Source organism: Aquimarina sp. AWH4_224, assembly GCF_056160245.1.
This window is the reverse complement of record NZ_JBSWWU010000006.1, coordinates 348,486-361,479: the sequence shown is the minus strand read 5'-3', so window position 1 is coordinate 361,479 and position 12,994 is coordinate 348,486. Positions and strand designations below refer to the sequence as shown.

The following is a 12,994-nucleotide window of genomic DNA, read 5'->3' as shown; positions in this document are numbered from 1 at the left end:
CGCCAACCGCTACTGATGATACTCCTGCTGATGTCGCAGAAGATAGTGGAACGACTAACATTGCCGTATTAGGAAATGATAGCTTTGGAGGTGATGGTCCAAGTACCGGAACGATCAATGTGACTGCCATCCCAGCTGCAGTAGGAACTGCAGTAGTGAACAATGGTGGTACACCAAACGATCCGACAGATGATACGATCGACTTTACTCCAGCCTTAGACTATAATGGTCCGGTAACGATCACCTATGAGATTGAAGATGCCGATGGAGATACCGATACGGCTACAGTTACTTTCGATGTGACTCCAGTAGACGATACGCCAACCGCTACTGATGATACTCCTGCTGATGTAGCAGAAGATAGTGGAACGACTAACATTGCCGTATTAGGAAATGATAGCTTTGGAGGTGATGGTCCAAGTACCGGAACGATCAATGTAACCGCCATTCCAGCAGCAGTAGGAACTGCAGTTGTAAATAATGGAGGTACACCAAACGATCCGACCGATGATACGATCGACTTTACTCCGGCCTTAGACTATAATGGTCCGGTAACGATCACTTATGAGATTGAAGATGCAGATGGAGATACGGACACCGCTACGGTTACTTTTGATGTAACCCCAGTAGACGATACGCCAACGGCTACAGATGATACTCCTGCTGATGTCGCAGAAGATAGTGGAACGACCAACATTGCAGTATTAGGAAACGATAGCTTTGGAGGAGATGGTCCAAGTACCGGAACGATCAATGTAACTGCCATTCCAGCTGCCGTAGGAACTGCAGTAGTAAACAATGGTGGTACACCAAACGATCCGACGGATGATACGATCGACTTTACTCCAGCCTTAGACTATAATGGTCCGGTAACAATCACCTATGAGATCGAAGATGCTGATGGAGATACGTCTAGTGCTACAGTTACTTTCGATGTCACTCCGGTGAATGATACTCCAACGGCTACAGATGATAATTTGACAGTAGATGAAGATAGTACAGCAGGCGTAGCGAATCAGATAGATGTATCGACCAATGATAATATTGGCGGTGATGGAGGAGATGGTGATGACTTTGCTATAGCAACAGGTCCTACTAATGGTACAGTTGTAGAAGTTAGCGATGGTGTCTTCGAATATGTTCCAAATGTTGGATTTAGTGGTACAGATAGCTTTACATATACGATTACTGATGTGGATGGTAGTACTGCTACAGCAACAGTTAATGTTACTGTAAATGACACTGGTGATCCGTTAGCAGTAAACGATACTGCTACTACCATTGAGGATACTCCAGTTACGACAGGTAATGTATTAACAAACGATACGGTTATAGATGATGCTACAATCACTGCATTTGACGCTACTAGTACCAATGGAGGTACTGTAGTGAATAATGGAGATGGTACATTTACCTATACACCACCGATAGGATTTGTTGGAGATGATACGTTTACGTATACGCTTTGTGATGATGATACACCAGCAAGCTGTTCTACAGCGACAGTTACAGTTACTGTAACAGATGAAGGAGATCCAGTAGCTGTAGACGATACAGTTACTACAATCGAAGATACTCCGGTAACTACAGGTAATGTGTTAGATAATGATACGGTTGTCGATGATGCCACAATAACTGCATTCGACGCTACTAGTACCAATGGAGGTACGGTAGTAAATAACGGAGATGGTACATTTACCTATACACCACCAGTTGGATTTGTTGGAGATGATACATTTACCTATACCCTTTGTGATGATGATACACCACCAAGTTGTTCTACAGCAACGGTTACGGTAACGGTAACAGATGAAGGAGATCCAGTAGCAGTAGATGATACAGTTACTACAATTGAAGATACTCCGGTAACTACAGGTAATGTGTTGGATAATGATACTGTTGTTGATGATGCTACAATAACTGCATTCGATGCTACTAGTACCAATGGAGGTACGGTAGTGAATAATGGAGATGGAACGTTTACTTACACTCCACCACCAGGATTTTTAGGAGATGATACGTTTACGTATACCCTTTGTGATGATGATACGCCACCAAGTTGTTCTACGGCAACGGTTACGGTAACAGTAATTGAAGCTCCTGCTCCGTCATTAGTTTTAGTAAAAACTGCAGAAGTAAACGGTGCACAAGTTGGAGATGAAATCACATATACATTTACGGTGACAAACACTGGAAATACTGTAATTGATAATATAACGGTAGATGATCCATTAACTGGAAGTGTGAATTTGGCAACTAATCCATCAACATTGGCACCAGGAGAAGAAGGGACAGCTTCTGCTACATACGTACTTACTCAAGCCGATATTAATCTTGGTGAAGTAATGAATAGTGCTACTGTTATTGGACAAGATCCAATAGGAAACGATGTAATGGATATTTCTGATAGTGGGGATGAATTAGTAGATGAAGATGGAGACGGTGATCCAACAAACGACCCTACAATTACACAAATAGAACAATTGCCTAATTTGGCATTGACTAAACTGGGGATATATGTAGATACCAATAATGATGGATTGCTTAATACAGGAGATGAAATTCAATATACATTTACAGTTACCAATACAGGTAATGTAGATATAACTAATATTACCTTATCAGATCCTCTACCAGGTATTGTGATTAATGGTGGACCAATTGATCTGTTAGTAGGGGAAACTGATGAGAGTAGTTTTACTGCAGTGTACACTCTTACCGAAGATGATATATTTGCTGGAAGAGTGGAGAACCAAGCTACTGTAACAGGGCAAGATCCTAACGGAGAAGATATCACAGATCTCTCAGATGATCCTTTAGAGGATATCAATGTAGATCTTGATAATGATGGTGATTTTGAAGATATAACAATTACCGTTTTAGATATTCGAGATTCGGAAGTAGAGATTTTCACGGGATTAAGCCCTAACGGAGATGGAATCAATGATGAATTCAGAATTGTTGGACTGCAAAATTTCCCAAGAAATAATCTCCAGATATTCAACCGTTGGGGGGTGAAGGTTTTTGATCAGGATGGATACGAACAACCAGGAGTGAGATTCTTTGTTGGGATTAGTGAAGGTAGGACCACAATAAGTAAGAATAGAGAATTACCTGTGGGAACATATTACTATGTTTTAAGGTTCGAAGATTCCGAAGGTATTACCAGATCAAGAGCAGGATACTTATATGTAAACAGATAAACACCCTAAATCAAATAAAATATCGATGAATAGACCATTATTAATAATTGTGCTAGCATTTCTAACACTATGCATTGAACAAGTTCAAGGGCAGCAGGATGCGCAGTATACGCAGTATATGTACAATACGATTAGTGTAAATCCGGCCTATGCTGGTAGTCGAGGCGTTTTGAGTATTATGGGTCTTCACCGCAGCCAGTGGGTTGGATTGGATGGAGCTCCCCGTACTCAAACCCTAACCTTGAACACTCCTATTGGAGATTCAGAGCGTTTGGGATTGGGACTCTCGATTGTCAACGATGAGATCGGTCCTACTGATGAGACCTTTATAGGAGTTGATTTTTCATATACGATTCCTACTTCTGAATATGGAAAGTTGAGTTTTGGATTGAAAGGAGGCGCTCATTTGTTGAATGTTGATTTTCAGGAGTTGACTCAGTTCAATCAAAATGATGCCTTGTTTGAGAACAATATTGATAATAAATTTAGTCCTCAGGTAGGAATTGGAGTGTATTATCACACCGATAAGTTTTATTTGGGACTTAGTGCTCCTAATTTGTTAGAGACGGATCATTTTGATGAGAGTACTACGAGTAGTTCTAGTGAAGCGGTTAGTTTTTTGGCCGAAGAGCGTATCAATTACTATTTGATAGCGGGCCATGTTTTTAATATTACGGATGACCTCAAATTTAAACCAGCATTATTGAGTAAATTAGTTTTTGGAGCACCGTTACAGGTTGATGTTTCGGCGAACTTTTTGTTGTATGAGCGATTAACTTTGGGAGTTGCTTATCGCTGGAGTGCTGCAGTGACGGGTCAGGTTGCCTTCCAGATTTCGGATTCGATGATGATTGGTTTTGCCTATGATAGAGAGACGACCGAGTTGGGGCAATCGCAGTTTAATGATGGGAGTTATGAAGTAATGCTACGTTTTGAATTGTTTAGAAAATATAATAGAATGCTAACTCCTAGATTTTTTTAACCAATAAGATTGTTATGAAAGTTATAAAAACCCTTATAAGTCTATCTTTATGTGTTATTGTATTTGGAGGAATAGAAGCACAGGAAAAAAGACTGGCAAGAGCAGATGAAACTTTTGCTAAATATGCCTTCGTAGATGCTAGAAAAATATATTTAGATGTAGCAGAAAAAGGATACACTTCTTCGGATTTGTATAAGAAAATTGGAGATTCATATTATTTCAATGGCGAATTAGAAAAGTCCATTGATTGGTATGAAAAACTAATGAAGGAGTATTCAGATGATATGGATGTGGAATATTTATTCAGGTATTCACAAAGCCTCAAAAGCATAAAGCGTTATGATGATGCCGATGCTATCATGGAAATTTTCTATGAGAAAACGAATACAGATAAAAGAGCTGTCTATTTTGTGAGTACACGAGATTATTTGCGTTTCATTGAAATGCAATCTGGAAAATTTACACTCAAAAAAATCGATATTAATTCAAGCGCTTCTGATTATGCTCCAAGTTTTGATAATAGAGGAAATCTTGTGTTTGCATCCTCTCGAAGTCAATATAGTTCCATGTCTAAAATAATTCACGAATGGAACGAAATGCCTTTTTTAGACCTTTTTATTTCAGAAGTTGTAGAACCTGATAACGAATTAACTCAACCCAAAAAAATAAAAGGTAAAATAAATACTAAGTTTCATGAATCTTCTACTTCTTTTAGTCCAGATGGACAAACAGTATACTTTACGAGAAATAATTATACGAAAAGAAAAATAGGTTCTGATGCAACAGGAACAGTGTTGTTAAAGTTATATAGAGCAACCTTAGAGGGTGATAAATGGAAGAATATAGAGGAATTACCATTTAATGGTGAGGAGTATTCTGTAGCGCATCCAGCTCTTACTAAAGATGGGAAACGATTATACTTTGCCAGTGATATGCCTGGTACCAAAGGAATGTCTGATCTATATAAGGTAGATGTGTTACCCGATGGAACCTTTGGTACTCCAATCAATCTTGGAGATAAGATAAATACCGAAGGAAGAGAAACTTTTCCTTATATAAGTGATACAGGAAGACTATATTTTGCAAGCGACGGGCACGTAGGATTAGGAGGTTTAGACATTTTTGTTACGGTTCCAGAAGAAGAAGGTTTTTCAGTTCCTTATAATATAGGAAGACCAGTCAACAGTCCGGATGATGATTTTAGTTTTGTATTAAATGAAATGACTAAAATAGGTTTCTTTTCAAGCAATAGAGAAGGAGGAAAAGGAAATGATGATATTTATAGTTTTAAACAAATAGAAGAGTTAATTACCACTTGTAGACAGTACATGTCGGGTGTTGTTACAGATGCCGAATCTGGAGTTGTTTTGTCAGAAGCCGATGTACTTTTACTAGATGAAGATGGAAATGAAATATCCAGAGTAGCAAGTGATGCCAATGGGCTATATAATTTTGAGTTGGAGTGTGAAAAATCATATATTATTAGGGCGCTTAAAAACAGCTACAACCCATCAGAAAAACTTTTAGAGACTAATACTGCATTAGAATACACTCATGATGTACCTCTGCAATTGTCTAAAGGAGGATTACAAGAACAAGAAGTGAAACCTGGAGATGATTTAGCTAAAATATTAGACTTGCAAATAATTTATTTTGACTTAGATAAATCTTTCATTCGCCCAGATGCGGAGATAGAACTTCAAAAAATTATTGCCACCATGAAACAATATCCAGATATAAAAATAGATGTTAGATCACATACAGATAGTCGCGCTCCAGATAGTTATAACATGGCATTGAGTGATCGCCGTGCAAAAAGTACTATAAAATATATTGTAGAAAAAGGAGGGATTGATAAATCTAGACTCACTGGACGTGGATATGGAGAATCAGCTTTGGTAAATGGATGTGATAATAATGCGCAATGTAGTGAAGCCAAACATCAGAAAAATAGAAGAAGTGAGTTTATAATACTTAATTAATCATGTTTTACTTATCTTGGGATTTGTTCCCAGACAGATCCTGTTGATATAACCTTAAAAACGTAAAAAATTTACGAAGTATAGATTTATTTCAACTAAAAAGTCAGACAATTTTGTCTGGCTCAGGGAAAAATGTCTTGATTGTAGCAAGAACAGGTCTAGAATAGGCAACTTTCTGGTTATAGATTTAGAAGCTGGATTTTTATAAATTAATTTTAGTTAGTAATCTAGTTTTCAATATTGCGTTGAGCAACTATTTTCTCTATCACCTGATAATGAACAGAGTATCTTCTTTCAAAAAGTTTGAACTATATCTGCCGAGAATTTGAATAATCCTTCCTGTTATTTAGGTTAATCAGAATAATTGCTTAAATACAACTTTCGAGATTGATCTAAAAATTAACTATTCCATTAATATAATATCCGCTTCAAAAAAACACAAAAAATTAAGCGAAATTATCCTTCAAAAAAGCAGCACTAATTTACATTCCCGCCTAGAGGTCGCAAAAATACCTTGCTCTACTTAAATACAAAAATTACTACTAACAAATTAAGAGCAACTAGATGAAAAACAAAATGATTTATAGGCACTTAAGGTATCACTTAAAGAAATAAATTGAGTAAGTCTGCAGTACTCTAATTTAAAATGAGATCAACTTTAGATCTAAAAAATAACACAAACCATGCTCCAAAACCATGCTCTTTTGTTAAAAAAAAGTTTTTTACAACTAGCAAAAAAGCTCTAAAAACAAAATAACCACCCCAATATGAGGTGGTTATCAGTAGTGCCAAGCGGACAATTATCGAACTTTTGGATAACAGATTCTAACCTAATCCTATCAAAACCAATTGATTTGCAAAAAGTCTGTTTTACATAATTTTTCTTTTTTTGACTAGTAAAATTTTTTTTGTCAAAAATTAAACCAATCGATTATTTTAACTTTTGACACATACGTGCAGGAATGGTTGCATGGTGAAATACCTAATTTAATAAGTGAGAACCGAATTGAAAATCTAAAAAACATCTCGTAAATGACATAAAACCATGTAATCAATTATACCCCAGTTTAAAGAAAAGTCGATTTTAATTCTTGAAGAACCAAAAGATTATAAACGAAAACTAAATAAACTGTACGAATATCGTTCAAAATTAATACACGGTGGTTTTGATATTTTCCCAAGACAATTTATGGATTATCATAATTTCGAGGCTGAATATGGAGATTATGTGAGTTTTGCCTCATCTATTTTAATTGCTTTGATTAGAGAATTAATTCATAAGCAAAAGACTAATTTTGAATTTGAATTGAAACTAATAGAATAAAAAACTGCGGTTAACAACGGTAACCATTGCACAAATCCTTAAAAAAGTTAAAGGCCAATACTGCAATTTACCATGTAGAGTATTTTATTTCTTACGATCATACCCATCAATACATTTCCATAAAGGATGTGGAGCAATCTGTTGATTATGAACACGAAGAGCTAATCTAACATAATACTTAAAATCACAACAAAACAGCATTTTATCGATAAAAAACGCTTTTCGTCGATAAACCAATATTTTGCACATTTGGAATTTATGGCAAAACCGTAATTGTATGGTAAATTTGGGTATAGAATTAGATGATATAGAATTGTTTATATATCGCTCGTCAAAATACGACTACTTTTACCCCGAAATTACCCTGAGTTTAACTTAACAAAAACCTCTTTTAAATAAAGGAGGTTTTTTTGTTGATTTAATTTTTTAGTAGGTAAATCCGGTAGTTGGTTTACGAGGATTAAAAAACTCTTACAAATTGCTAATACTCAATGTATACATGTAAGAACTCGATTAAGTTGTTTTTTAACCCGTAAAAACTTTGCGGGATAACAGTTTGCAATTTAGTTTTGAATTCTTTTATATTGCTGTAGTTTTATATATGTCTCATCGTTTATTTTAGTCGTCCCTTACAATTTTTCGCACTTCTTAAAACCCTGACTAATTACAACGATGAGATTTCTTCTTTAAAAGAGACTTTACAAAAATGCCGCTATAAAAAAGGAAAGTAAAATCCCAGATGATTATAGATTATTAATAGAATAAAAGCAATCACATTGCTAAGGATAAGATGATTGCTTTTTTCTGTCTTGAATTTTAAAGTAAATTTCTGTGGTAGTTTGGCAATTCCTACTAAAAGAGAAACTCCAAAAAGTACTTTTAGTGTTGTTGTTAAAGCATCAGGTCTGGTGATATCTTTTAAGGGAGATTTCTTCATTAGTTTAAGGTTTAATTGTTTTGTGTTCTATGATTTACGCTTTCCTTCTATTCTGTTTTTGGGTGTGTTCTTTCGTATTCTTCTTCGTTCCATAGTCGTTAATGATTGTATAGATGAGTAAGCATCCTAACCCAACACTTAAGGTCCAGATAACTTTTTTTAATTTTTGATTCTTTACAAGTAGCTGTTCTCTTTGACGATTGGCTAGGGTAAGTTCTTCAGGGATATCCTTGATCAGATCTAACTTATAGCAATCTATAAAGTTTGGTTTTTTCATTGAGAGAAATTTTTAAAGTTCCACTCTTGAGATTAAAAACAGACCTTTTTCGGTTTGTTGCAAGGCAACATCATAAATACAACTTAATAGCATACCGTTCTGTTCTATTTTATGGGTAGTTACTCCAAAATGAAATCCTGCTCCTAAAAGAAAGTCACGCGACTTTGTAACAGCGTTATGACTTCCTAAAAGACGATTAAGGATATTTCTGTTGGTATCCAAAGCTCGGTCTATTTCAGCTTTGGCTTGTCTTTTTTTCTTAGCTTTAAGATTATTATACCGAATTTGATTTTCGCGGGTAGCAAATTTCTGATCACTACGTTTAGGTGTAAAAGGTTCTCCTGTTAACGGGTCATTTATCATAGTATCCATACTTAAGATTTTTATTCAAAACTAATAACATAAACTCAATAAAAATACGAGTGGAAACTAAGTTAATTTAAGTTAATGGCATTTACTATGCTTTTGAGGTTTTTGAAGATGTTTTTACATAACAATATTGAAGATAATCATAACGTTGGAAGTTGGAAGTAGCCCCATATATAGCACTTCCAACTTCCAACGTTTGTAAGAAATTGAAAAACAAGTGTTTATGTCAAGTTCGTTTTGTCGATCTTATTTCCAACTTCCAACGTTACTATTTTACTTTTTGAAATGCTCATTATCAAGGGAAAACATATCTATTTTTGGTGTATCTTCTATTACAGATAAGGTTTCTAACCAAGCTGTTTTAATTGTTCGATACAATGCATAGTCGTAGCGGTATTTCTTGATATACGATCGAAAGAAGATACGATAAGAAAAGAAATATTATCTTTTATGGTCTGTATTCTTCTAATCAAATCATTTTGGTCCTTATACATTCCAGATTTCGGGATATCTTCGATTGTGGAAATAACCTTGATGTTATTTTTCTCAGCAAAACGCTCACAAAGCTCTTTTTGGTGATTAGTTATGTTTAGTTCGTTAGTAGCGGAACGTGAATATATTATGGCTAGTGGTTGATTTGTTGTGTTCATTTTATTAGGGTTTCTTTCTTCTTTTAGATTCATGTTTTTTTTGTTTAAGTGTTGATATTTAATGAGTTATTCTTGTTTTCTTACAATAATGCAAATTCGTTTACATTATTCTTCAATTCATCTACTTGGATTTGCATAATGACACCTTGAATATACATTAGAAATACATAGCGGTAATAAAAATATATATTAATATGAATTAACGTGTTTTTATTTAAAATCAGCTTACCTTATTTTAAGAAAAACCATTTAAAACTGTGGCTTTTCAAGCTCTATCACCTCCCAAAATGTATACGTTGGAAGCTGGAAAAGTGGTTGTTGTTTTTATGTGCCTGTAAAGTATTGATAGACAGTTGATAAAAAACGTTGGAAGTTGGAAGTGCTATATATGGGGCTACTTCCAACTTCCAACGTTCTTTTTACGTTCTTATTTTTGATACTTCAGGTACGTCTTTCAATAGGAGCCAAACTATAAAACACTTCTTTTCCTTCTTTACTTTTTTGAAGTACACAAGGTATTTCTTTTCCATTAGGCATGGGATAACGCCTTTCTATACACTCTTTTAAGCGTTCCCGTATAATTTTATCACTACAATCAAAGTATTCTGCAAGAATTTCTACTAATTCCTTACTGGGGATCGATTCTCTTAACATCGCTGATAGCTTATCTCTAAATGCTATGATATCTGCTTTTTTACGACGTAATAGTCTATCTTCTTCAATAAAATCCTGATCAGCTTCAACCAGCCCATTGTGTTCTTCACAATATCTCATATAAAAAGGTTCTGGTTTTTTACCGCTTCTAAGTTTTAAAACATTCATGGCAATGAGATTAGTCGGTTTTCGATGCTGATCTTTTTCAAATCCAATTTGAATTCCTGTAGTAGCTTTGTTCATGATTTCTGTTCCAAGATGCCCTCGTGCTTTATCAGTATTTTGTCCAGGGTTTTCATGAATAACTGCCAAGAATGTTACATCATCGTTATTAATATTATGATTCATCAAATCAATAAGCTGCATACTATCTCTAGAACGATTGAAATCTTCAATACAATCGGTAATAACATCCAGTATAATAACAACATGTCCTGTAAACTTATCTTTCACACGTTTAATATAGGTAGTCAATGCTAGAAAACGATCATTTCTGGGGATCTGTAATAAGGATATAAAATCAAAAATGGGTGGTGTATCTTCTTTATTATATCCTGCCATCATAAGCATTTGTTGCAAGGCATAGGGAAACTGTTCGGTAAGATTACGCTCAGTATCCACATAACATACTGTTACGGGTTGTTCTGGATTTTTTCTAAAACTAAGTAGATCTGCGTTGTAATTTGATTTTTTAATCAATGCACTACAAATCATTTCGGCTAATCTGCTTTTATGTACTCCAGCTTTTCCTTGAATTACATTGATCGTTCTTGGAAATAAAATCCCCACATCTTTTTGAAATAACAAGGGAGGAGCTTTGATGATCTTTTTTGCTTTTCGTTGTATAAGTTCGCTTTGTGTTTTCAAAAGTATAGGCATATAATCTTGACTAGTACTTTGTTTATTTTCCGATATAATAATTTCATTAGTTTCCACTACTTTCTCAAAATATTCTGTTGCTATTTCAGGATGATCAAGGGTATAACCAAGCTTGAAAAAATCAGAGATATCTTTACCTTCAGGGAGTAGAGAAGCAGGAAGCTCCATACGTTGCAACCCATAGTTTTTACATAGCTTTTGGGACTGGGTAATTCCTGTTTCATCAATATCATACAACACAATTACTTCTTCGAATCGCCCTTTTAGGTTCTCAACAACGTTAATTGAAGGATGAGCCGTTTCACTATTAAAACATATTGCATATTCCGATCGTGCATATAGCGATAGTACATCTTTTTCACCTCCGGTGATAAACACCCTTTTTCCCGTTTTTGGGAGCTGTTTATATCCAAAAATATAATCTTGTGGTTTGTTGCCTAGCCAAGCGAAGCGATAGCTAGTTGCATATGGTGTGTATAATTTATAGCATCGATCACTGATCTTATAGGCATACAGTGATTGTACCATACTTGCATAGAAAGTATTGGAATTACCCATATCTTTTACTCGGGTATAGGACTGCACTGGAAAAACATCGAAGAAATCAAGTAGAGAAGAACTTATTCCATAATCGAGCCAATATTGAAGCGTATGAGCAGCCCAGTTCTTTTGCAATTCAATACTAAAGTCATTTTGTGTCGCATCTTCAGCCAGATTCAAATCAAAATCTTGGTTGAGTATAGCAAGCGCTTCTGGGAAAGTACATTGTTTTAGCTTCATGACCAGGTCAAAAATGCTGCCTTCATCTCCGGTAGCAAAATCTTTATACCTCCAATCCCCTGTTTTGGTTTTATAGATGTTGAAAGAAGGAGTTTTTTGCTTTCTGGCTAAGAAAGGATTAGAAATGTGTTGTCCTTTTCGCAAGGTTCCTTTGTTATGATAGGGTTGCAAATAATAATTAAATGCCTCCTGCAAGTTGATTTTTTCTAGTACTTGTTCTTTGGTGATATTTTTGGTTTTCATAGGATTTAAAAATATTGAGAAACAGGATACCCCAATAACAAATTATATTGATATAAAGGGCATCCTTATTCTATGGTTTATTGATTATTTTTATGTCGTTCTAGCTCTTGGATGACTTCTTCGAAGTGGTAGAACTTTTTATTTCCATATACACGAGGAACAAGCTTTAGAATTCCCTTCTTCTGCCATTTCCAGAGTGTAGTATATGATACTGGAGGGCTAAACAGTTTTCCAACTTCTTTAAGACTGATATATATGGCATCTGGATTGATAAGCTCAATATCGGTTTTGATATATGTTTTTTTCATGACTATTTAGCTGTTAGAATTCTTATGCGCTGAAGGCTTTCCATTATTTATCCACTCAAGGATTATTTTTTTAGAAAAGGTGAGGGGTTTTCCTCTGGAAAGCACGGGGATTTCGTATCGACTTACTTTAGAGTAGAGTGTTGGTTTTGTATAGCCTGTTAATTGGCATACCTGATCAGCAAAAATGATATCCTGTTCAGATTCAATATTGGTATTGCTATAACAACAAGAGTGTCGTGAAATTTGTTCTTCAAAAATTTCTTGTTGTAATTTTTTGTATTCGCCAATAGTTAAAGAATACAAGGGTTTTGTTACATCTTTCATGTTCAACTTGTTTTTATGATTAATGAATAAATAGAAATGCCAGTTTCCTATGAATACATCACAGAAAAATGGCATGTTGTAA

At 35.1% G+C, this 12,994-nt stretch carries 11 protein-coding genes; 4 read left to right on the top strand and 7 right to left on the bottom strand.

All coding sequences use genetic code 11. The features are described from left to right. The 4 genes from ACXAGJ_RS14185 to ACXAGJ_RS14170 all read left to right on the top strand — a co-directional run. The coding region (locus ACXAGJ_RS14185) for an Ig-like domain-containing protein (RefSeq protein WP_474840822.1) at positions 1 to 3,203 on the top strand (3,203 nt) is incomplete at its 5' end. Between the two features lie 25 nt (positions 3,204 to 3,228). Further along, positions 3,229 to 4,185 (top strand): PorP/SprF family type IX secretion system membrane protein, encoded by a 957-nt coding sequence (locus ACXAGJ_RS14180; RefSeq protein WP_474840821.1) that lies wholly within the window; start codon positions 3,229 to 3,231, stop codon positions 4,183 to 4,185. 14 nt (positions 4,186 to 4,199) lie between these two features. After that, entirely contained in the window at positions 4,200 to 6,167 is a 1,968-nt protein-coding gene (locus ACXAGJ_RS14175) for an OmpA family protein (RefSeq protein WP_474840820.1), read from the top strand. 1,350 nt (positions 6,168 to 7,517) lie between these two features. Further along, positions 7,518 to 7,661, top strand: coding sequence for a hypothetical protein (locus ACXAGJ_RS14170; protein WP_474840819.1), 144 nt, complete (start codon positions 7,518 to 7,520; stop codon positions 7,659 to 7,661). A gap of 542 nt (positions 7,662 to 8,203) precedes the next feature. Here the strand turns inward: ACXAGJ_RS14170 and ACXAGJ_RS14165 are convergent. The 7 genes from ACXAGJ_RS14165 to ACXAGJ_RS14135 all read right to left on the bottom strand — a co-directional run bounded on the left by ACXAGJ_RS14165 (position 8,204) and on the right by ACXAGJ_RS14135 (position 12,912). Beyond that, positions 8,204 to 8,428: a hypothetical protein gene (locus ACXAGJ_RS14165; RefSeq protein ID WP_474840818.1), complete on the bottom strand. Its 225-nt coding sequence runs from the start codon at positions 8,426 to 8,428 to the stop codon at positions 8,204 to 8,206. A 34-nt stretch (positions 8,429 to 8,462) separates the two neighbouring features. Beyond that, positions 8,463 to 8,705 carry a hypothetical protein gene (locus ACXAGJ_RS14160; protein ID WP_474840817.1) on the bottom strand — a complete coding sequence of 81 codons (243 nt, stop codon included), beginning with the start codon at positions 8,703 to 8,705 and terminating at the stop codon, positions 8,463 to 8,465. 12 nt (positions 8,706 to 8,717) lie between these two features. Continuing rightward, positions 8,718 to 9,077 carry a hypothetical protein gene (locus ACXAGJ_RS14155; RefSeq protein WP_474840816.1) on the bottom strand — a complete coding sequence of 120 codons (360 nt, stop codon included), beginning with the start codon at positions 9,075 to 9,077 and terminating at the stop codon, positions 8,718 to 8,720. A 344-nt stretch (positions 9,078 to 9,421) separates the two neighbouring features. Further along, on the bottom strand, positions 9,422 to 9,757 hold the full coding sequence (locus tag ACXAGJ_RS14150; RefSeq protein WP_474840815.1) for a recombinase family protein: 336 nt from the start codon (positions 9,755 to 9,757) through the stop codon (positions 9,422 to 9,424). Positions 9,758 to 10,165: 408 nt separating this feature from the next. Next, complete coding sequence (locus ACXAGJ_RS14145) at positions 10,166 to 12,280, bottom strand: toprim domain-containing protein (protein ID WP_474840814.1); 2,115 nt, start codon at positions 12,278 to 12,280, stop codon at positions 10,166 to 10,168. 77 nt (positions 12,281 to 12,357) lie between these two features. Beyond that, positions 12,358 to 12,588 (bottom strand): hypothetical protein, encoded by a 231-nt coding sequence (locus ACXAGJ_RS14140; RefSeq protein WP_474840813.1) that lies wholly within the window; start codon positions 12,586 to 12,588, stop codon positions 12,358 to 12,360. Positions 12,589 to 12,594: 6 nt separating this feature from the next. After that, positions 12,595 to 12,912, bottom strand: a complete 318-nt coding sequence (locus ACXAGJ_RS14135; protein WP_474840812.1) for a helix-turn-helix domain-containing protein — start codon at positions 12,910 to 12,912, stop codon at positions 12,595 to 12,597. Positions 12,913 to 12,994 lie beyond the last annotated feature (82 nt).

Coding starts and splice junctions, on each gene's coding strand:
- ACXAGJ_RS14180 (WP_474840821.1), top strand. CDS start 3,229: ATGAATAGACCATTATTAATAATTGTGCTAGCATTTCTAACACTATGC.
- ACXAGJ_RS14175 (WP_474840820.1), top strand. CDS start 4,200: ATGAAAGTTATAAAAACCCTTATAAGTCTATCTTTATGTGTTATTGTA.
- ACXAGJ_RS14165 (WP_474840818.1), bottom strand. CDS start 8,428: ATGAAGAAATCTCCCTTAAAAGATATCACCAGACCTGATGCTTTAACA.
- ACXAGJ_RS14160 (WP_474840817.1), bottom strand. CDS start 8,705: ATGAAAAAACCAAACTTTATAGATTGCTATAAGTTAGATCTGATCAAG.
- ACXAGJ_RS14155 (WP_474840816.1), bottom strand. CDS start 9,077: ATGGATACTATGATAAATGACCCGTTAACAGGAGAACCTTTTACACCT.
- ACXAGJ_RS14150 (WP_474840815.1), bottom strand. CDS start 9,757: ATGAATCTAAAAGAAGAAAGAAACCCTAATAAAATGAACACAACAAAT.
- ACXAGJ_RS14145 (WP_474840814.1), bottom strand. CDS start 12,280: ATGAAAACCAAAAATATCACCAAAGAACAAGTACTAGAAAAAATCAAC.
- ACXAGJ_RS14140 (WP_474840813.1), bottom strand. CDS start 12,588: ATGAAAAAAACATATATCAAAACCGATATTGAGCTTATCAATCCAGAT.
- ACXAGJ_RS14135 (WP_474840812.1), bottom strand. CDS start 12,912: ATGAAAGATGTAACAAAACCCTTGTATTCTTTAACTATTGGCGAATAC.